This is a genomic window from Brochothrix thermosphacta DSM 20171 = FSL F6-1036 (genome assembly GCF_036884295.1).
GTDB lineage: Bacteria > Bacillota > Bacilli > Lactobacillales > Listeriaceae > Brochothrix > Brochothrix thermosphacta.
This window is the reverse complement of sequence record NZ_CP145608.1, coordinates 516,224-538,172: the sequence shown is the minus strand read 5'-3', so window position 1 is coordinate 538,172 and position 21,949 is coordinate 516,224. Positions and strand designations below refer to the sequence as shown.

Sequence of the window (21,949 nt, the reverse complement as noted above, 5' to 3'; positions counted from 1 at the left end):
ACGTTTATTTGTCAATACTATACTGAAAGAATGTTTTGTTTTCTGTCACATTCTATCAATCGCCTAAGGTGTTTAAATACTATTCATAATCAGTTTTTTATTGCAATAGAAAGCATATGAAAAAGAAGCAGTATCGGTAATTACACCAATACTACTTTATTTGAACTAACTTTAGTTACTGTATGCTACTTAGGATTTATTGCAAGGCTTTATTCAATGTGAAGCGCTGTTTTATTGTATTGTAAATGAGCTGCCATTTGTTTTTTTGCTTCTGTACCATCACCTTGTTTAATCGCCGAAACAATTGCAGCATGGGTTTTTATTGTTTCGTCTTTCAAATGACGATTAGTTAAATCAATAAACAATGAGATTGCTGTTTGAATAATCGGTATTAGTGATGGTACCACTAAATTCCGACTTGATTTAGCAATTAGCGTATGCAACTCAATATCTAATTCTTCATGATTGCAGTCATTTTGAATTAAATTTTCAATTGCAAGACATAGAGCCTCCATCTGTTCAATTTCTGAGACTGTTGCATGTTCAGCTGCCAATCGTGCAATTTCAGGCTCAATTATACTTCTCATTTCCATCAAATCTTGGCTCAGTTTTTTCTTATCCGCAATAAAACTTAACCCCAAAGGATCCTCCGAAATACCAGGTGCTTCAGATACAAATGTTCCTGTACCTCGACGAATTTCTACGATATTACGCGCAGCCATAAGCTTAATAGCCTCACGAATAGTCCCACGCCCTACATTAAGTTCTGTCGCTAACTCGAACTCATTAGGTAATTTATCGCCAATGTTGTATTTTTGACTTTTAATTAATTCTTCTAAATTGTTAGCAACTACCTGCGCTAAAGGTTGTCTTGTTTTTTTTATTTCTTCAGTCATAGTTGTATCCTACTTTCACTTTATTTGCGTATATATCTTCTATTATAGCAGTATTCTTGAAAGATTAACGATGTACCTTATTGAGTATTTATAAAAAATAAAAAAGTTGAGATGCTTTAACATCTCAACTCAGACTATCTATACGTTAGTAACATGGACTTTTATTGTCATCAAATAAATTAGCTTTTAACTATTGGTGTCGCGTAAACAATATAACGGTCAGGAGCATCCCCAATAAATGAAAAGGGATAACACGTGCTCAATGTCAACAGCTCTTCATCCATATCACGAATAACGGATAGATCATTTGCATCTACTATTTCAGTAGATTTAAGTTCATACTCATAGTTGCCATAAGGCATCTCAACTACAAAACGATCACCTTGTTTTAAATCACCTAACTTAGTAAAAACGGTATTTCTATGTCCTGAGAACAATATTTGTTTTTTTTGGCCAGGCAGTTTAGTCGTTTCATAGTGACCTACTCCTCTATCCAACATTTCATAATCAGTGCCTTCAATAATTGGTAAAGTCTCATCTAAACTAGGAATTTTTAACAAGCCAATGACATCACCAATCTCATACGAAAATGTATCTGCTGTTAAGCTTTTTTGTTTTGATTTATCAACAATTTTTTCAGCATCTGCTAGAGCTACTTCAACTTGTTTTTTACCCGAAAAATACTCACTAGCTGCAATACCTACAAAAATTAAACCTGCCACAATTATAATAATACTAATTATTTTCTTCATAGGTACACTCCCAAAGTTAATCGTTTAGAGTTACTTCAATATCTATACTGTTGCTAAAGCTTTCTTTTCAATATCGGGTATGCGATGTAGCAAGTATTGAATATAGCCTGATAAATTATGTTCAACATCATCAATCCTCACTCTAAATGAATGATGACGAATGAAGAATCCATTTAACACTGTTTCAGGTGTTTTAAAATACATTGCCAATTCAGGGTACATAAAACCGACACGTTGATACTCTGCGCGTTTATCAATTGTTTGAATTAATAACGTTTCATCAAAATCAGTGAGTAGGTAGTCTTTATTTTCTGCTTTAATTTTGCGTAACATTTTATATGCTGCCATTGTTAATTCTAAAAATGTTGGGAATGTGGTTTCTCGATGGTACATAAAATCTAACTTATCAGCACAGTTTTTCAATCCAAATTGATAGTACTTGTCATCTGAAATATAATCAGTCAATTCATTCACGGCATAACTTAACCAATGATCATGATGTTTCCAGTAGTCTTCCGCTATGAATATTTCGAAATAATCAACCACTTCATCTAGCCATTTTTTATCATTGTCAATTTGATACAGACGTAATAAAGAAAAAACGGCTTCACCTTCATAATAAATAATTCGAAACTTATCTTTCACATCAAATGTTGGATATTGTAACACGTGAGTATAATGTCCATCTTCTTTATTTCTCATTTCTAAAATACCATTGGCTAAATGTTGAGCATAAGCTATATAGGATCTATCTTGTGACACCTCTGTGTACTTAGTGATTGCCAAGATGGCTGTTGCATTTGACCCCAATTTTATTTCATCAGCATTCGCTTTATCAACAATATAGGCTGTTTCCCCATGTCGATAAACAAGTGATGTGCTAATTAAATAATCAATACTTTTTTTAGCTGAGGCTAATATTTTTTTATCACCGATAACTTCATAACCTTCCAGCATAGAGTATAGTGAACTCGAGTGTCTTAGTATATTATAGGTACCGATTTTCTTATCAAACGCCGAGAAATAACCATAGTTAAATTTTCCAGAAGATGTAATTTCTTGTTCTAAAAATAATGTTGACTTTTTAGTGATTTGCTCAATTTCACGTTTTAAATTAGGCGCTTTTCGAATGCCGTTGGCTAGACCACCACTGTATAGCTCTGTCCACTTACGATTTTCAGTAACATCAAAAAAATATCCCTGTGTATCAAATAGGTATATATTTTTTTGAGCGTAAGCATTCACAGTAAAATTAAAAACTTTATAACGATTAACTTTTAAATAGTGACGAATGTTTAACTCGTCAATTCCCATCACACCATTCTTAGCCTCACGAATAAAAGCATTACCATTCACTTCTTGTTCCAAAAAAGATAATGAAAAATCACTATCAAATGCGATGCCTTTTCTAAAATAATTTTTTCGATACTTAGCTATTTTAGTCTGTAGTTTTAAAAGGGTCGTTTCTTCAACATTCGTCACGTAGTCAAGTTTTACAAATGTGAAATTCGGTTGGTATTTCAGCAACCACTTAAATGCTTTATCCATGACGCGCTCCTGTGCTTTTTCATATGATTGTTCCGAGACATGATGGAAAACTTTTGCGCGTTGATTATGTTGGCCAATTGATAAAAAAACGATGTATTTCGAATGATTTCCTATGACTGGCGGCAATAATTCTTTTATCGATAGTGATCTCTTGTTTGTTTGGAAACGCTCAACTGCTGTTTTAAATTGCTGTAAGTTTGTCATTTTTTCCATCTCTCATCACCCTACCCCACTATTTTTATGTTTTGTTATATAAGCCTATATGGATTCCTCAATATAGGCTCCGGCTTAATGTTTACTTATTTTGTTTCCTCTTTGTTACGGTTACGTCGACCAAATACCAACCCTGCTAAACCAGCAAATACTGCTGCCATTCCAGCTAGACCTTTATTGAATGTATTTGTTGCCGTATTTGGTAATGCTTGTCCTGTAGTGATACTTGAAGGACCTGCACTGATTCCATTATCAGTATTGATACCTCCTGTACTGTTACCTGTCGTACCAACATTTGTTCCACCAAGGCCATTTGTTCCACCAGGCCCATTTGAACCATCAGAACCACCCAGACCTAAATCAATTACACCAGAACCGTTACCGTCGGCATCGGCATCGGCATCAGCATCCGCATCCGCATCCGCATCCGCATCGGCATCAGCATCGGCATCGGCGTCAGCATCGGCATCCGCATCAGCATCCGCATCGGCATCCGCATCGGCATCCGCATCGGCATCCGCATCGGCATCCGCATCAGCATCCGCATCCGCATCGGCGTCAGCATCAGCATCTGCATCCGCATCAGCATCCGCATCGGCATCTGCATCGGCATCTGCATCAGCATCGGCATCAGCATCAGCATCGGCATCTGCATCCGCATCGGCATCCGCATCGGCATCGGCATCCGCATCAGCATCAGCATCGGCATCTGCATCCGCATCGGCATCCGCATCGGCATCCGCATCGGCATCCGCATCAGCATCCGCATCAGCATCAGCATCGGCATCCGCATCGGCATCAGCATCCGCATCAGCATCCGCATCGGCATCGGCATCGGCATCAGCATCAGCATCCGCATCGGCATCAGCATCGGCATCGGCATCAGCATCAGCATCCGCATCCGCATCAGCATCAGCATCGGCATCAGCATCCGCATCAGCATCGGCATCAGCATCCGCATCAGCATCAGCATCGGCATCCGCATCGGCATCGGCATCAGCATCAGCATCAGCATCAGCATCAGCATCGGCATCAGCATCAGCATCAGCGTCGGCATCGGCATCCGCATCCGCATCCGCATCGGCATCAGCATCAGCATCCGCATCGGCATCAGCATCGGCATCTGCATCGGCATCTGCATCGGCATCCGCATCAGCATCCGCATCAGCATCGGCATCCGCATCAGCATCGGCATCCGCATCAGCATCGGCATCCGCATCCGCATCAGCATCGGCATCCGCATCCGCATCAGCATCGGCATCAGCATCGGCATCAGCATCGGCATCCGCATCGGCATCGGCATCAGCATCGGCATCGGCATCGGCATCGGCATCAGCATCCGCATCACCTTCATCGATTGCTGGTTGGATAACTATGTCAACAGAAGTTGCATCTTCCAATGAAGCAAGTAATTGAAGATCAATAACTTTTGTTCCAACCGCAGCACCTGACACTGAAACTGGATAGGTTCCACCCAGCCCAGAGTTCGTTGGTGCTTCTGGTGTTTTTATTTTGACATTATTAACATCAATCTTCACTGCGCCTAAAACTTGCGCACTTGCTAAATCAGTTGCTAAATCAATGCCACCGTTAGCAATTCGATTAATTACGTTTGTAACTTCACCTGCAGTCGTCGTTACAACACCCAATGTCGTATTAATAGTTGCATTTAATGTTCTAACCAACGAACCAAGAAGCGGTACATTTTCTGCTCCAGGAAGTAACTTCAGCTCGATACCATTAAGTGCCGTTACTACGTTTTGTAATGTTTGGATAACAACATCATTAATTGCACCTTCTAAATGCTGACCAATACCATCAGTAAAATCGACAATTAATTCGCCATTAGGACCTACTGTTACTGGAACATCTGCATCGTAAGCAAGTAATTGACTCAATGCAGAATCGATATTATTCAAAGCTGCCAATGCTCCAGATAATTCGTCTACACCTTTAACTTGCACAAAAGGACTAAGTAACGCGTTATCCAATAAGGCATCAACTGTCTTTGTAACAGTTGCTACTGTCGATGTAATTGTGCCAGTAAGTCCACCGATTACACCTGATAAAACAGGTAAATCTTGCATTGTAACTGGTAATAATTCAACGCGAACATGAGCACCATCGGCTGTGATTTCAACTTGGTCTCTTAATTGTTCTGGTATATCTTCTAAATTAACTTTAAACAATGCAACGCGATCTGGCCCCAATACTTCCAGATTTGCTAACGCTGTACCTTGCATTGAAAGGTTATATGTATTTTCTTGTCCCGCAACAGCACTTGAAGTAACTGTTGTATTTGATAGTAGGTTAACTTCTGCTAATGAAGCTGCATCTACTGAATGATAATCGAATGATAACTTTTCACCAAATTCAATAGTTAGTGGATATGTAATTAGTCCTAATGAAAGCAGTGCAGTTGCAACATGCTTAAGTTTAATCTTACGTTTGGTCTCTAATCTTTTCTTGAAATCAAATTGCTTCGCTTTTTTCAAATTAATTCCCCCAATACCGTATTAATTGCTAAAAATAGGTGTATTTATCAGCAACTAAAGTTAGTATAACATCATTAAACAGAATTTTCTGTTAAATGCTAATGTTTTTACACTACGAAAGTAAAGGTATATATACCCTTTAATTAAACAAACAGTAGTCTGTATAGACCACACGCAATTGTGTTGATACTTTGGATTAATATAAGTAATATTACCTATATTAATAAATCTATTTTTAACTAGTTAATTCGAAAATATATTTTTATATCAATAAAAAATTTAAATATAAAATTATTTTCATAATACCTTTTTGTATAAAACGAACCTCTATTTTAAATACTTTTCCAAACCCTCTATTCATTCACTTGATTTTTAGCCTTATCGAAAAAAGTCCAAACTGAAAAGCGAAGTGCACTACTTCTAAATAAAATTGAATTGAAACAAATTATGTGTAACAGACTACTATCGATAGATTTATTATTTATCCATTCAAAAAAGCTAGAAACGTTGTCAATAAACGTCTCTAGCTTCTTATATTGTTTATGGTTAATTTTTAATGAACTCTTTTAATGCTAATGCAAAATTACCTAACGTTGCCGCACCATTATCTCTAATACCCGTTGTAATAAGATACTCTTCAATAGGTGGCGTTTTTACATAATGATTATTAATCATTACGAAATTTTTTCTAACCAACTCAATCATATGGGGTCTACTCATAACACCTCCACCAAAAATAATTTTTTCAGGGGCTAATGTCAATGTCGCCGAATAAGCTGCTTGTGCAATATAATAGGCTTGTGTATCCCATACATCGTCTTCAATTGGAATTTTTTCACCTTTAATCCCTGTTCTAGCCTCGATTGATGGACCTGCTGCCATTCCCTCTAAACAATCACCATGGAAAGGGCAAACACCTTTAAAACCACTATCTCTTGGATGCCTTTTGACAAGCGCGTGACCCATTTCAGCATGGTTAATTCCACCAATAAATTCACCTGATTGAATTGCACCACCACCAATACCCGTTCCAATTGTAAAGTATAGCACTGAATCCGCTTCACGTGCTGCACCTTTAATATACTCACCATAAGCAGATGAATTCACATCTGTTGTGAAAACAGTAGGCACATCAATTGTTTTTTTTAATGTTCCAACAAAATCAAAATCTGCCCAACCCTTCTTTGGTGTTGATAACACATGCCCAAATGTTGCTGAATGAACATGGATATCGATTGGACCAAAAGAGCCAATTCCAATTGCGGCCACATCAAATTTCCGAAAAAAATCAATTGCTTTTTGTAATGTTTCCATTGGTGTTGTGGTTGGAAATTGAACAGTCTCAACTACTTCATATTCAAAATTACCCACCGCACACACAAATTTTGTACCACCAGCTTCAATACTACCTAATAGTTTTTCACTCATATTTTTTCTCCCATTGTTCAATAATAATAGCTTCATACGGTTGGATATCACCGTCGAGCGCTTTACGATTTTGGTAATTCACTAAAATAAACGTGTGTTTTTCTGTGATAAAATCAGTAACCTGAGCGATTGATTGTATCGTTTCACTCATATTAACGACAATCAACCATGCACGTTCACCTTCGACACGTTTATAGATAAATAATTCTTTATGCGAAGGTAGTAAGAGCTCATAAGTACCATTTTTTAAGATAGAGTAATCATGTCGTAATGTGATTAAAGCTTTATAATAGTTAAATATAGATTTTTTTTGTTTTAAATCTTGGTCTACATTAATCGTCTTATAGTTTGGATTAACTTTAAACCATGGAGTAGCAGTCGTAAAACCCGCATTTTTTGAGTTATCCCATTGCATTGGCGTCCGAGCGTTATCTCGTGAGAGTTTATGGACAGCTTTTAAAAATTCAGCATGCGTCATTGTTTGTCGTTCTTTAACAAATTGACGATAATTACCAACTAACTCGATATCCTGATACTCTTCCAATGAAAATTCAGGATTTGTCATACCAATTTCTTCTCCTTGATAAATATAAGGCGTTCCTTGTAAACCATGCAAAACAGTGGCAAAGGCTGTGGCGCATTCGTAGCGGTATTCTTTATCATTACCCCAACGTGAAATAACACGTGCACGGTCATGATTTTCAAAATACAAAGCATTCCACCCTTTATTTCGTAACTCTTCTTGCCAACTGCTCAACACACGTTTTAACATGATCAAATCTAATGCTTGATGCGCCCAACGACCATTTATATCATTTGGCACACGATCAACATGCATATGTTCAAAAGTAAAAATCATATCAAGTTCTTGACGCTCTGGTGCTACTAATAAATGCGCATCATGTGATTTGGCTGCTGGACTTTCACCGACAGTCATCATTTCAAAAGGTGTTAATACCTCTTGATTCATTTCATGGATAAATTCATGCATACGAGGTCCATTTTGCTGATTTTTTGTTGTAAGTGGCCTATCATTATCAGGAAAATCTTGATTTTTAGAAATAGATGTGATGACATCCATTCTCCAACCATCAACACCTTTACCTTTCCAAAAACGTAGCATGTCATAAATATAGGAACGAACAGTTTCATTTTCCCAATTTAAATCTGGTTGCTCTGCTGCGTAGTAATGAAGGTAATATTGTTGACGCGTTTCATCCCAAGTCCATGCTGACCCACCAAATGAACTGCCCCAATTATTTGGTGCACTGCTATCTTCTTTAGCATCTTTCCAAATATAAAAATCACTAAAAAAATTATCTTTGCTTTTACGGCTTTCTTCAAACCACAGACATTTATCTGACGTGTGATTGCCAACAAAATCCATAATAACTCTCATACCTTTTTCATGCGCTAACTCAATCAATTCATACATCTCTTCATTCGTACCAAACATCGGATCAATCAAACGATAGTCAGTAATATCGTAACCATTGTCTACTTGTGGCGATAAATACATTGGACTTATCCAAATAGCGTCGATTCCTAAATTCTGCAAATAAGGCAATTTTTCTTTGATGCCCGCAATATCACCAATACCATCGCCATTCGTGTCATTGAAGCTCTTTGGATATATTTGATAAATTACAGCATCTTTCCACCATTTGTCCGTCATTATCACCACTCCTTAACTTTACTATATGATAAATAATCTAATATACTACTTTTATCAATTTGAGTATTTTTCTTTATGCTTCTTCAGCACTTGTAATGTTTTCTTCAACCATTTTTTTTCGTCCATAAAAATATGTTGTAGTAAATGCGATTATAAAACTAATCGCTATCCCTAACATAAAAGCAGGGATTGAAGATGGCTTAATTGCGATAAAGCCAATGACACCCGCTGGCCCCATTGAAACTGCTAAAACGTGTAAGAAACCAATCACTGCTGAAGCTATCCCTGCTGCGATTAAACCAATAAAGAAGGGGAATTTTAATTTAAGATTAACCCCAAACATTGCTGGTTCAGTTATACCTAACATTGCTGAAAAGCCTGCAGATGAAGCCAATGCTTTTTGCTTTTTATTCTTTGTAATAAAGAAGATTGCAAACGTTGCTGCCCCCTGCGCGACATTCGCCATTGCTGCGATTGGAAAAATAAATGAACCGCCTGTTTTTGCCATATCGGCTAGTAGAGTTGTCTCAATGGCTGGAAAACTTTGATGTAGACCTGTTAAAACAATCGCAGAATAGAAGAAACCGAAGATTCCTGAACCAATCCCTCCTGTTGTTGCATATAACCATACGATACCATCAGTAACGGCATCAGATACAACTCGCAAGACTGGCCCAACCACAATAAATGTTAAGAAACCAGTGATAATAATTGCTAACATCGGTGTAAAAGTAAAATCAATCGCATTGGCTAATTTTTTATGGAAGAATTTTTCCAATGTCGCTAGAATCCAAGCAACAGCGATGACTGGTAAAACCTGTCCTTGATAACCAGCTTGTGCAACTTGAAGACCAAAGAGATCCCAATGTGGCATTGTTCCTGTTGCAACAGCTTCAGCTACGCCATAACCATTAACGAGCGAAGGCATCACCATCATCATACCAGCTGCTGCTCCAAGATAAGGGTTTCCTCCAAAACGTTTTGTAGCTGATATACCAATTAAAATAGGTAAAAAAGCAAAAGGTGCCGATGCCATCATGTTGATAATTTCTGCTGCGCCTTTAATGCCAGGGAACATCTCCACAACTGATTTGGGACCAAATAAACCGACGCCTGTTAAAACATTATTCAAGGCCATTAAGAGACCACCCGCAACCAATGCAGGAATGAGCGGCACAAATATATCTGATAAGACTTTAATCAATGCCATAATCGGGTTCTCTTTTTTACCTTGAGTTGTCATTTTTTTCAATTCATCTTTATCTGCTTCACCAACACCTGTAATTTTAACAAGTTCAGCATAAACATCATTAACATCACCAGGACCCACGATAATTTGATATTGACCGTTTGCTTCAAACGTCCCTTTTAAATCAACATCCTCATCCAGTGCCACTTGATCAATTTTAGAAGTATCTTTGATGACTAAACGTAATCGTGTGGCGCAATGTGCGGCTCCTAATAGATTATCTTTTCCAATCGCTTGGGCTATTCGTTGGGCTACTTCTTTATGCTTCATTATGTATCTCCCCTTTTCACTTATTTATTAGATTCCCTTTTTGAAAACGCTTTTATAACTTGAATAATACAACCGTTTTCATTTTATGTCAACCGTTTATCATAATTTTTAAATAATTAATATTTAATTATAAAAAAGCTAATATCAATATAGATTGCAGGTATGTCATACGATTGACATTAAGTGAATAAAGCGTTATCATTTCATTGAAGGTATTATAAAAAAACTTATGAATATAGCAGGATATTACATCCTGAAATAATAATTGGTCGTTTACATAAATGACCTTAAAGGAGCTCTTATGGAAAAGATAATCACTGAATGGACAAGCGAACTTCGTTATCTCCCGTATGAAAAATGGAATGCTACATATAAAGAAAATTTAAAAAAGACAGTTGCTCAATCTAAATGGCGACTTGCATATCATATACAGCCTGAAACGGGTTTATTGAACGACCCCAATGGCTTTTCCTATTTCAATGGGAAATGGCAATTATTTTATCAATCTTTCCCATTCGGCGGTGCACATGGTTTAAAGAGTTGGGCACATCTTACTTCGACTGATTTAGTTCATTGGGAATACGAAGGTCTCGCTTTAAAACCAGATACACCCTTCGACTCACACGGTGTTTACTCAGGTTCGGCTTTACCAATTGATGACCAGCTGTTTCTATTTTACACAGGAAATGTACGTGATAAAGATTGGACACGTCATGCGTATCAAAACGGTGCTTGGATGGACACCAATGGGACTGTTACAAAAATTTCTCAGCCACTATTCCCCGAAAATCCTCACTATACAGATGATTTTCGCGATCCGATGATATTTCCTTACAACAATGGATTTGCCATGGTTATTGGAGCCAAAAATTTAGAAGGAGAAGGGAAAATCCTTACTTATTTTTCGGCAGACAAAGATGTTAAAAATTTCAAACAGCTTGGTGAATTAACTTTTACTACAAAGCCTTTAGGTTATATGGTGGAATGTCCCAACCTAGTATTTATCGATAACAAACCTCTCCTTTTATTTTGCCCTCAAGGTTTAGATAAAAACATCAAAGAGTATGATAATGTTTTCCCCAACATGTATGTTGTCGCAGATGAGTTTGATATTGCAAACAATGAATTAATCAATCCGTCGTCATTGGCTAACTTAGATGAGGGCTTTGATGTCTATGCTACACAAGCTTTTAATGCACCCGATGGACGTGCGCTTGCAGTAAGTTGGATTGGTTTACCCGATATAACTTATCCTACCGACACAGAAGGATGGTCAAATTGTTTAAGTTTAGTTAAAGAGCTGACGCTAAAAAACGGGGAATTATTCCAATATCCTGTTTCAGAAACACTTAACCTGCGTCAGAAACAAACTAAATTAACAGCTGGTACCACTAACATAAAAAGCACTGCTTACGAATTAGCAGTTGAAGTGCCTGCTGGCGAAGTAAGTACACTCACTCTGTTTGCTAATGAAAAAAATAGTCGTGGCTTACTGCTTACAATCGATGCGAATCATGGTAAAATTACCCTTGATAGAAGTAATGTTGGCATTCCTTTTGCAGAAGCATTTGGTCATGTTCGTACCGCTGAAGTTTCTAAAGAAAAAAACATCACAGTCAATATTTTCGCAGATACTTCGGTCATTGAAATATACATCAATCAAGGTGAGCGAACACTGACTGGTCGTTTCTTCCCTGATACAGATCAAACATACCTTCATCTAAAAAACATAAAAACGGCTTCATTCTATCATTTAGAAAGAACTAACAACTAAAACATGAGGTGATGATATGGTAGTGAAATTAACAGACGTTGCAGAGCTCGCAGGCGTAAGTGCCACAACTGTTAGTCGTGTAATTAATAACTATGGTTATTTAAGTAAAAAAACAATCGATAAAGTTCATTCAGCGATGCGTGAATTGAACTATCAACCAAATAGCCTCGCTCGTAGCTTGCAAGGTAAAAGCACCATGCTGATTGGTCTGGTATTCCCATCTGTACGTCATCCCTTTTATGGTGAGCTGATCGAAAATCTCGAACGAAAACTTTTTGCCAAAGGATACAAAGTCATCTTGTGCGATAGCGAGAAAGATCCTGAAAAAGAGCGTGAGTATTTGCGAATGTTATCGGCAAATCAGGTAGATGGTGTTATCGCTGGTAGTCACAATCTCAACATTGATGAATATCAAAATGTTACCCTGCCAATCATCTCTTTCGATCGTTTTTTAGCTCCAGGGATTCCGATTGTTTCATCAAATAACTTTGAAGGTGGTAAAGCTGCCACTGAAGCATTAATCGCTCGTGGCGCAAAAAATATCGCTATTATTACAGGTGCTAACGACACTGCTTCCCCTAGTGATTACCGTTTTGATGGTTACAAAGCAGTGATGGATGCACAGAACCTCGAAACAAATGGCATCCGCTTAAAAAGTGATTCATCTGAACTTTTAAAGCAGATTGAAATTGAAAAACTATTGAAAGATGAGTCTATTGATGGTATTTTTTGTACAGATGACTTAACAGCAGTCACAGTTATCAATATTGCCACAAGAATCGGCATCAATGTCCCAACTGACTTAAAAGTTGTGGGTTATGATGGCACTAAACTTCTCCATCAACTAGCTCCTTATCTCTCAACAGTCGTTCAACCTATCGATGAGATGTGTGATGTCATGATAGAATTATTAATGAAACGAATCGAAGATGCTGATGTTATTTTAGAAGAAACATATAGTCTACCCGCGCGTGTTGCACTTTCGGAATCATGTTAGCTGAAGGCTATAATAAATACTTAAAAATTCAAAGCTAAAAATACCATCATCGGTATTTTTAGTTTTTTTAATTTCGAGAGAAGTGATATTCACTTTATGTATAGCTCTTTTATTTCGGAACTGCCTATGCAGATAAACGATTGTACGCCTTTTCTTATCAGCTGTATAATTTGAAATAGTTAATCGATTAATAACAGAATAATTGGAGGTAATATAAATGACTGCAAAAATCACAGAAAACATGTGTTTTATCCCTTCTTTTGAATACGTTGACAACGGAATTGAACATGGCGTGCTTAGTCCGTTTGAAACGAAGGAATTACTCTTAAAAAAAGGCCGAAAAATTGCCGAAGGTTTTAAACCCTTACCATGTGATCTTAGAATGTTAAAAGATGTTCCTGTTCAATTGCGTGACGGTATTACAATTTATACTGATATTTATCTACCTATCACTGACGAAGAAGTGCCTGTCCTTATCGGGTGGAGCCCTTATGGAAAAAGTGCCGGTACTGCACCTCGCTATAAAAACCTCTTCAATATGTTGGGGATGGGAAATCAATGGAACTCGGGTTTAACAAAGTTTGAAGCACCAGATCCTGCTTATTGGTGTGCAAATGGTTATGCTGTGTGCAAATGGTTATGCTGTGTGCAATCCTGACATGCGTGGTATTGCTCATAGTGAAGGCGATACAACGATGATTGGTTCTCAAGAAGCACAAGATGGTTATGACTTAATCGAATGGTTAGCTGACCAACCATGGTGTAGCGGTAAAACGGCTCTCACTGGTACATCGTACCTTGCTTTTTCACAATGGTTTATTGCTGCTGAGCAACCACCTCATCTTACTTGTATTAACCCTACTGAGGGGCTTGCTGATGGTTATCGTGATTTAGCTTTTATCGGTGGCATTCCTGACAAAAATTTTATCGAACGACTCCAAATTAATCACGTGAGTGCAAAAGGGGCTAAACGTGAAGATTTAATTAAAGAGATGACTACTTTTCCTTTAGCTAATGCCCCTCTATGGGAAGATAAAGTTGCTGATCCAAGTAAAATTACTGTTCCCGCTTTTGTAATTGCAAGTTATTCAAACACTTTACATACAATGGGAACATTTCGCTCATGGCGATTATTAGGCTCCGATGAAAAATGGCTTCGTATCCATGACCGTCAAGAATGGCCTTATTATTATGATGAAAGCAATACTGAAGAATTACGTCGTTTCTTTGATTATTATCTACTCGACATTGATAACGGTTGGACTGATAGATCGACCGTACGTTATTCACTACTTGATTTTCAAGGTGGTAATCAAACAGACATTGCATCAAAAACATTCCCACCTATAGCAAGCCAAAATAAACGTTATTATTTAAATGGAAAATTTCGCTCATTAGAAGAAATTCCTCTATCGGAAGATACACCTGTTCAGTATGCGGTATCTAATCTTCCAGGACGTTCATCCTTCCAAATGACTTTTTTAGAGGAAACACATTTTGTTGGTTATCCTAAAGCAAAACTCTTCATGGAAGTAGATGGTTATGATGATATGGATGTTTTTGTTTGGGTACAAAAATTAGATGAATTTGGCAATGTCCTTAGCGAATTTGTTGTTCCTAATCAAGGTGCTGCTCTTCAAGATTTCACACAGGAAGGTGCTTCTGCTTTAAGATATAAAGGCGCTTGGGGACGTCTACGAGCATCGAAACGTCTACTTGATAAACAAGTTGCAACCGATGAAATCCCAGCATATCGCTTTGATAGTGTTGAAAAATTAAAAAAAGGGCAAATTGTTGAATTAGACATCGTTTTAAGTCCAATTGGCCTTTCTTATAAATCTGGTGAGACACTTAGAGTCGTTATCAGCACAAAAGATGAGCTTGGTTCAGTAATGCCTGGTACTCTTGGTTGCACGCCTGATAATAAAGGGACTCATATTATCCATACTGGTGGCGAGTATGCTTCGTATCTACAATTACCGTTGATGTCTACTTTAGCAACACGCTCATAGGAAAAACTTGTAAAATACAGGTGTTAACATTATACTAAAGCTACTATTTAAATATATATATTTGAAATGGAGCCGCTATGAAGTTATCTACCTTAAAATATTTTGTAACTGTTGCTACTGAAAATAGTTTTACAAAAGCTTCTGAAAAACTATACATTTCACAACCTACTTTAAGCAGGCGCATACAGGAATTAGAATTAGAATTAAACATAGAATTATTTATTCGACATTCCCATGGATTAAAATTATCGCTTGCAGGAGAACAGTTTTTATTAGAAGTAACCAAGGTTTTAAAAAGTGTTGATCAATTAACTCATATGTTTGACCCCCAATCGACTGCCGATAAAACGCCACAGATTTTAAAAGTAGGCTATCTTTCGAATTTCAATATGGGAAAAATGTATGAGTTATTTGAGCTTTTTAAAATGGCTTGTCCTGAAACTCAATTTTTACTACAACAGGACACACCGATGAATTTAGCAGATGGTTTAACTAATGGCCATTATGATATTGTGTTCAATTTACTCACTTATGTTCAAACAAATCAAACGATTGATTATACTATCTTCATCAAAAATAATTTGCAAATTGCTTTACCTATTGAACACCCCTTAAGCTCTAGAAAAAAAATTACTTTTTCTGATTTAAGCCAAGAATCATTCATTTTACTAGAAAGACAACACTCTCCTGTAATTGTAGATTACGTCATTAACCAAGGTATTAAAAATGGTTTCAATCTAAAAGCTAACGCTTACGTTAAGGACCTTGATGAAGGCTTATCAATGGTTTCAGTGGGAAATGGGCTATCATTTTTATACTCAGGAATGAATGATGGCTCTTTAGCAGATAAGTATCATATCAAAATTATTGATTTAGAAAGCACTAACAGCGATCAAAATATTGTCGCAGCACTTAATACAACCAACAATTCTTCGCTACTCAAGACATTTTTTGAATTCATCAAACATAACTCCTATAATTTATAAAGTCATTTAACTTCACTTCTCAATTTTGTATATCGTGCTGTTTAAATGGCTTTTTTAGTTCGTTTAAATGCACAATTAGAAAAACAGTACTCTTGCAAATAATCGCAGGAGTACTGTCCTTTTATTATTTAGCGCTACATTTTTTAGCGTTTTTTACCATTCGTTGCAATTACTTTTTTGTACCATTCAAAGGAATCTTTTTTATAACGTTTCATTGAGCCGTTCCCTTCATTATCACGATCAACATAAATCATCCCATAACGTTTTTTCATTTCTCCTGTTGTAAATGATACTAAATCGATAATTCCCCATGGCGTATAACCAATCAATGGTACACCATCATAAGTCACCGCTAATTCAAGTGCATCAATATGTTTCTTCAAGTAATCAATACGAGTGTCATCATGAATCTTGCCATCTTCTTCTAATTCATCAATCGCACCAAAACCATTTTCCACAATAAATAACGGCAATTGATAACGATCATAGAGACGGTTCATTGTATAACGTAAGCCAGTTGGATCAATCGCCCAACCCCAATCACTTGATTCAATATAAGGGTTTTCAACACCATTTGCGAGTCCACCATTAACGACATTTCCCGTATTATCTTGAGTAATATCTGCTTTTACAACGGTCGACATATAGTAGCTAAACCCAATATAATCAACAGTACCATTTTGCAAAATGTCTTTATCTTCTTCTGTGATTGTAATATCGTATCCTTCACGTTCAAATTCTTTCAATGCATAGTTGGGATAAGCACCACGACAATGAACATCTGCAAAGAAGAAACGTTGACGCATCGCTTCTTCGGCAGCCATTATATCCGCTGGACGACATGAATAGGGATAGATAGGTACATGTGAGACCATACAACCTATTTCAAAATCCGGATTGATTTTTTTACCGATAGCTACAGCTTTAGCACTTGCTAATAATTCATGATGAGCCACGGTGTACATCACTTCTTTGGCATTTTCTCCAGGTTTCACCGTTACACCTGAATTCGTCCATAAAAACAAAGGCGTGTTGGTATCCATTTGATTATTTATTTCATTAAACGTCATCCAATATTTCACCTTATGTTGATAACGAGTAAAACATACTTCGGCAAATTTCGCAAAAAGGTCAACCACTCGCTTATCACGGAAACCACCATATTCTTGGGCAATATACAAAGGAATTTCAAAATGTGATAACGTGATGATAGGTTCTATTTTATGTTTAATTAATTCATCAAATACATCATCATAAAATTGTAAACCTGCTTCATTTGGTTCTTCTTCGATGCCTGTGGGGAAGATTCGTGTCCAGGCAATTGATGTACGTAAACAGTTCAACCCCATCTCAGAAAAGAGCGCAATATCTTCCTTATAATGGTGATAAAAATCAATGGCCTCATGATTTGGATAAAACTTATCCGCCTCTACTGTTTCTGTAATTTCTCGAGCAACACCATGTGCTCCCGCAGTCATCACATCTACCACACTTGCGCCTTTTCCACCTTTATTCCAACCACCTTCAAATTGATGCGCTGCTAATGCGCCACCCCATAAAAAATCTTTTGGTAATGATGTTTTCATTCGATTTTCCTCCTATTTACTTGTTTTTATTTTTTTATTTTCCGTTCCAAAAACTTGGATTGCAATGATTGACCCGAATAAAGCAATCGCTGAACCAATCATCAATCCGATAAATGAACTTGGATTATCTGAATTAAGTGCATTCACACTTGTTAAAATACCTGGTAGACCAGCATAAGCATAGTAATACGTATTGAAGAAACTTGCAACAAGACCTCCAACAGCACCTGCTAAACAACCGATTAAAAACGGACGTTTTAATCGTAACGTTACACCATAAATCGCAGGTTCAGTGATACCGAATAAACCGGTAATACCAGCAGATAACGAGATTTTTTTCATTTCTTTATCGCGAGTTTTTAAGAATACACCAAAGACTGCGCCAACTTGTGCAATAACTGCAATCGTTTGAAAAGCTTGGAAAGAATCGCGTCCATATGCTTCAAAGTTAGCCAAGCACATCGGTGTTATACCCCAATGAACACCAAAAATAACAGCCACTTGCCAAAAACCACCGATTAAAGCGCCTGCTAATGGCGGAGCAACCTCAACTAATTTATTGTAACCATCAGCAATGGCAACTGCGGCACCGTTTGAAAGTGGACCTACAATTAATAATGTTAGTGGCACCATAATGACCATACAAAATAATGGTACAAATAGTGAGCGGATGACTTCAGGTAAGATTTTTTCGAAAAAGCGTTGAACATATGACAATAACCAGACTAGTAAGATTGCAGGTAACACTGTTGATGTATAAGTTGTTTCTGATAGCGAGATTCCAAAAAATTTAATAGATTCACCACTAGCAATTTGAGCAGCCATCAATGCCCACGAGGGGTTAACTAACGCGGCACAACAAGCCAATGCTATAAATTGATTCGTTTTAAAATGCTTCGCTGCGGTAATCGCAATTAAAATCGGTAAAAAGGTAAACGGTGTCCATGAAATGAAGTCGAACACTTTAAAAGCACCGGTCGTTTGCAATGATGGATTGATTAATTTCATGATAATTAATAGCCCTTGTAATATACCAGCTGCTGCTAATATATACACAAATGGTGCAAAGACGGCTGACATAGTGGCTATAATACGATTTAAAATACTCGTTTTGGGTTGGTCTGCCACGTCAACTGTATCTAAATCAATTAATTTAACAAAGTAATCATACACTTCACCTACATGTGGTCCAATCACTACTTGAAATTGTCCACCACTTTGCACCACGGTAATCACCCCAGCTAATTCAGTAATCTCCTCAACCGCATTTAATGGTACCGTTTTCAAAACTAATCGAAGTCTTGTTGCACAACGTGTTGCTTTTATTATATTTTCTTTTCCACCTACCTTCTCTAATATATCATTAGCTAAGTTTTCATAATCTCTTACTTTTTTTGACATTCATTTCCCCTCCGCTCTTTTTATTGTACACTTACATTATAATTATACCCATACAATAATGCAACTCTTTTTTTTAGATTATGCTATACTTAAAGTAATATTATTATATTCTATCCACGGGGTGACCAATTTATGCTTAAGTACCAAGAAATTGCCAATCAAATCGAAGAATACATTAGGGTTTCAAAGTTAGAACAAGGGGAAAAATTACCGAGTTTAGAGGATTTAATTACAAACTACGAGGTGAGTAAGAATACAGTTATTAAAGCCTTATCCATTTTAGAAAAAAATGGCGTCATTTATCAAGTACGTGGGAGTGGTATTTTTGTAAGACGCCAAAATCGTAAAGGTTATATTAACTTAATTAATAATAAAGGATTTACCGATGATTTAGCAGATTTTAATCTTTCAGCAAATGTACTTGAAGTAAAAACAATACTACCCACACAAGAAGTAAGCGATAATCTAAAATGCTCTTTGACACAAGAAGTCTATTACGTTAAACGTATCCGTTTTATTAATAAACAGGCTCTTTGTATTGAAGAATCCTACTTCAATAAAGAATATGTTCCTTATCTCAATAAAGAAATTGTCGAAGATTCTATTTTTCATTATTTAAAAGAGACACTTAAATTAAAGGTCCGTTTTTCTGATAAATATTTACGAATCGGTCAGTTAAATCAGACTGAAGCCAGTTATTTAAATTTAAACACACATGATCCGGCTTTACACGTTGATGAACTGTTTTATTTAATGAGCGGTGAACCCTTTGATTTTTCAAAAATGACCTATAACTACAACCATTCGCAGTTTTTCATACAATCTAGTGGAATGGATAAATAAAAGACGACTCACTTTATAAAAGCACGTTATAGAGTAGACACTAAAATTGCCATTTATAGTGTTTTCCTTATGTACTTAGGTGTTGTTATTCAAAAATCAGTAAAAAAGTCATTGAGGCAGCTACTTTCTGGTAGCTGCCTCAATGACTTTTAAATATTATAATGAACGATAATATCATAACGCGATTAAAATTGCGAAAATGTCAGCAATAAAAAAAGCCACACTTTGTGTGGCTAAATTTATAAAAATTGATACTCTTAAAGGAGTAACATAAAGAATAGTATTCGCTTTTCAATAAAAAGGAGTGGTACTCTCAGTTATTAACATAAGGATTGGTACTCGCTTGCGCTCCGTCCCATACTGTCTTTGTAAGCTCATCTCTTCGCAACAATGTCAGCAACGATAGTAGTACTTAACCGATTGATCCTTCCATCTCAAACTTGATGAGGCGGTTCATTTCAACGGCATATTCCATTGGTAATTCTTTTGTAAAGGGTTCGATGAATCCCATAACGATCATTTCAGTTGCTTCAATTTCAGTTAGACCACGGCTCATCAAGTAGAACAATTGCTCTTCTGATACACGTGAAACTTTTGCTTCATGCTCTAAAGAAATTTGGCTGTTGAGAATTTCGTTATATGGAATTGTATCTGATGTTGATTCATGATCCATAATTAACGTATCACACTCAATATTAGAGCGTGCATTTTTAGCTTTACGACCAAAGTGAACAATCCCACGGTAAGTAACATTACCACCTTGTTTCGCAATTGATTTAGAAATTATTGACGAAGACGTATTAGGCGCTAAGTGAATCATTTTAGTACCTGTATCCTGACGTTGACCTCGTCCACCGATTGCAATTGTTAACGTTGTCCCACGCGCACCTTCTCCACGGAGATACACAGATGGATATTTCATCGTCAATTTAGAACCGATATTTCCATCAATCCATTCCATTGTTGCGTTAGCATCACAGAAAGTACGTTTTGTTACGAGGTTATAAACGTTATTTGCCCAGTTTTGGATTGTTGTATAACGGCAATAACCGCCTTCTTTAACCATGATTTCAACAACAGCTGAATGCAATGAGTTCGTTGTATAAACAGGTGCTGTACACCCTTCAACATAGTTTATTGAACCACCTTCATCAACAATAATAAGCGTACGCTCAAATTGTCCCATGTTTGGTGAGTTAATACGGAAATAAGCTTGTAATGGCGTTTCAACTTTCACACCTGGAGGGCAATAAATAAACGAGCCACCTGACCATACGGCTGAGTTTAATGCTGAAAATTTATTGTCTTGTGGCGGAATAATCTTACCAAAGTACTCACGGAAAAGCTCTTCATTTTCACGTAAAGCGGAACCAGTATCTTTAAAAATAACACCCTTATCTTCAAGATCTTTTTGCATGTTGTGGTAAACAACTTCAGATTCATATTGTGCAGATGCACCTGCTAAATATTTTTGCTCTGCTTCTGGAATACCTAATTTATCAAAAGTCGCTTTAATTTCAGCTGGGACTTCATCCCAATCACTTACTGTTCCTTCTGATGGTTTTACATAGTAGGTAATATCCTCAAATTTCAATTCTGATAAATCACCACCCCATTGTGGCATTGGCATTTTATAAAATTGTTCAAGCGAACGTAAACGGAAATCTAACATCCATTGTGGTTCTTCCTTCATATTAGATATTTCAGTAACGATTTCAGCTGTTAAGCCACGTTCTGTTCGGAAAACAGAGACATCTTTATCATGAAAGCCATATTCGTATTCGCTCAATTCTGGCATTTTCGGAGCCATAATTATTCATCCTC

Annotated in this window: 13 protein-coding genes and 2 pseudogenes; 5 read left to right on the top strand and 10 right to left on the bottom strand. The window is 36.9% G+C overall.

The window, feature by feature from the left end; genetic code table 11:
- Positions 1 to 209 precede the first annotated feature (209 nt).
- The 7 genes from V6S17_RS02800 to V6S17_RS02770 form a co-directional block, all read right to left on the bottom strand.
- Positions 210 to 896 (bottom strand): FadR/GntR family transcriptional regulator, encoded by a 687-nt coding sequence (locus V6S17_RS02800; protein ID WP_029090717.1) that lies wholly within the window; start codon positions 894 to 896, stop codon positions 210 to 212.
- A 179-nt stretch (positions 897 to 1,075) separates the two neighbouring features.
- Positions 1,076 to 1,648, bottom strand: coding sequence for a class D sortase (locus V6S17_RS02795; protein ID WP_029090718.1), 573 nt, complete (start codon positions 1,646 to 1,648; stop codon positions 1,076 to 1,078).
- A gap of 42 nt (positions 1,649 to 1,690) precedes the next feature.
- Complete coding sequence (locus V6S17_RS02790; RefSeq protein ID WP_051457244.1) at positions 1,691 to 3,409, bottom strand: hypothetical protein; 1,719 nt, start codon at positions 3,407 to 3,409, stop codon at positions 1,691 to 1,693.
- 86 nt (positions 3,410 to 3,495) lie between these two features.
- Positions 3,496 to 5,904: an adhesive domain-containing protein gene (locus V6S17_RS02785; protein ID WP_338515710.1), complete on the bottom strand. Its 2,409-nt coding sequence runs from the start codon at positions 5,902 to 5,904 to the stop codon at positions 3,496 to 3,498.
- A 546-nt stretch (positions 5,905 to 6,450) separates the two neighbouring features.
- Positions 6,451 to 7,332, bottom strand: a complete 882-nt coding sequence (scrK, locus tag V6S17_RS02780) for a fructokinase ScrK (RefSeq protein ID WP_029090720.1) — start codon at positions 7,330 to 7,332, stop codon at positions 6,451 to 6,453.
- Complete coding sequence (locus tag V6S17_RS02775; RefSeq protein ID WP_029090721.1) at positions 7,325 to 9,007, bottom strand: alpha-glucosidase; 1,683 nt, start codon at positions 9,005 to 9,007, stop codon at positions 7,325 to 7,327. The genes scrK and V6S17_RS02775 overlap by 8 nt, the downstream gene beginning before the upstream one ends.
- A 73-nt stretch (positions 9,008 to 9,080) precedes the next feature.
- Positions 9,081 to 10,526 (bottom strand): sucrose-specific PTS transporter subunit IIBC, encoded by a 1,446-nt coding sequence (locus V6S17_RS02770; RefSeq protein WP_080712853.1) that lies wholly within the window; start codon positions 10,524 to 10,526, stop codon positions 9,081 to 9,083.
- Between the two features lie 301 nt (positions 10,527 to 10,827).
- Here V6S17_RS02770 and V6S17_RS02765 point away from each other — a divergent pair, with 301 nt between their 5' ends.
- The 4 genes and pseudogenes from V6S17_RS02765 to V6S17_RS02750 all read left to right on the top strand — a co-directional run bounded on the left by V6S17_RS02765 (position 10,828) and on the right by V6S17_RS02750 (position 16,295).
- A complete protein-coding gene (locus V6S17_RS02765) occupies positions 10,828 to 12,300 on the top strand; it encodes a sucrose-6-phosphate hydrolase (protein ID WP_211250304.1) in 1,473 nt (490 codons plus the stop codon).
- A gap of 16 nt (positions 12,301 to 12,316) precedes the next feature.
- Positions 12,317 to 13,297 (top strand): LacI family DNA-binding transcriptional regulator, encoded by a 981-nt coding sequence (locus V6S17_RS02760; protein ID WP_029090723.1) that lies wholly within the window; start codon positions 12,317 to 12,319, stop codon positions 13,295 to 13,297.
- Positions 13,298 to 13,514: 217 nt separating this feature from the next.
- Positions 13,515 to 15,309, top strand: a pseudogene (locus V6S17_RS02755) (CocE/NonD family hydrolase).
- Positions 15,310 to 15,386: 77 nt separating this feature from the next.
- On the top strand, positions 15,387 to 16,295 hold the full coding sequence (locus V6S17_RS02750; protein ID WP_029090724.1) for a LysR family transcriptional regulator: 909 nt from the start codon (positions 15,387 to 15,389) through the stop codon (positions 16,293 to 16,295).
- A 143-nt stretch (positions 16,296 to 16,438) separates the two neighbouring features.
- On the opposite strand, the gene V6S17_RS02745 is transcribed toward V6S17_RS02750, so the two are convergent.
- On the bottom strand, positions 16,439 to 17,881 hold the full coding sequence (locus V6S17_RS02745) for a 6-phospho-beta-glucosidase (RefSeq protein WP_029090725.1): 1,443 nt from the start codon (positions 17,879 to 17,881) through the stop codon (positions 16,439 to 16,441).
- A gap of 45 nt (positions 17,882 to 17,926) precedes the next feature.
- Positions 17,927 to 19,282: pseudogene (locus tag V6S17_RS02740) on the bottom strand (PTS transporter subunit EIIC); the annotation flags it as partial.
- 132 nt (positions 19,283 to 19,414) lie between these two features.
- Here V6S17_RS02740 and V6S17_RS02735 point away from each other — a divergent pair.
- A complete protein-coding gene (locus V6S17_RS02735) occupies positions 19,415 to 20,125 on the top strand; it encodes a GntR family transcriptional regulator (RefSeq protein WP_029090726.1) in 711 nt (236 codons plus the stop codon).
- Between the two features lie 412 nt (positions 20,126 to 20,537).
- On the opposite strand, the gene sufB is transcribed toward V6S17_RS02735, so the two are convergent.
- Positions 20,538 to 21,935: a Fe-S cluster assembly protein SufB gene (sufB, locus tag V6S17_RS02730; protein WP_029090727.1), complete on the bottom strand. Its 1,398-nt coding sequence runs from the start codon at positions 21,933 to 21,935 to the stop codon at positions 20,538 to 20,540.
- Positions 21,936 to 21,949 lie beyond the last annotated feature (14 nt).

Excerpts from the sequence above, each read along its gene's own strand:
- V6S17_RS02800 (WP_029090717.1), bottom strand. The coding sequence starts at position 896 with ATGACTGAAGAAATAAAAAAAACAAGACAACCTTTAGCGCAGGTAGTT.
- V6S17_RS02795 (WP_029090718.1), bottom strand. The coding sequence starts at position 1,648 with ATGAAGAAAATAATTAGTATTATTATAATTGTGGCAGGTTTAATTTTT.
- V6S17_RS02790 (WP_051457244.1), bottom strand. The coding sequence starts at position 3,409 with ATGGAAAAAATGACAAACTTACAGCAATTTAAAACAGCAGTTGAGCGT.
- scrK (WP_029090720.1), bottom strand. The coding sequence starts at position 7,332 with ATGAGTGAAAAACTATTAGGTAGTATTGAAGCTGGTGGTACAAAATTT.
- V6S17_RS02775 (WP_029090721.1), bottom strand. The coding sequence starts at position 9,007 with ATGACGGACAAATGGTGGAAAGATGCTGTAATTTATCAAATATATCCA.
- V6S17_RS02770 (WP_080712853.1), bottom strand. The coding sequence starts at position 10,526 with ATGAAGCATAAAGAAGTAGCCCAACGAATAGCCCAAGCGATTGGAAAA.
- V6S17_RS02765 (WP_211250304.1), top strand. The coding sequence starts at position 10,828 with ATGGAAAAGATAATCACTGAATGGACAAGCGAACTTCGTTATCTCCCG.
- V6S17_RS02760 (WP_029090723.1), top strand. The coding sequence starts at position 12,317 with ATGGTAGTGAAATTAACAGACGTTGCAGAGCTCGCAGGCGTAAGTGCC.
- V6S17_RS02750 (WP_029090724.1), top strand. The coding sequence starts at position 15,387 with ATGAAGTTATCTACCTTAAAATATTTTGTAACTGTTGCTACTGAAAAT.
- V6S17_RS02745 (WP_029090725.1), bottom strand. The coding sequence starts at position 17,881 with ATGAAAACATCATTACCAAAAGATTTTTTATGGGGTGGCGCATTAGCA.
- V6S17_RS02735 (WP_029090726.1), top strand. The coding sequence starts at position 19,415 with ATGCTTAAGTACCAAGAAATTGCCAATCAAATCGAAGAATACATTAGG.
- sufB (WP_029090727.1), bottom strand. The coding sequence starts at position 21,935 with ATGGCTCCGAAAATGCCAGAATTGAGCGAATACGAATATGGCTTTCAT.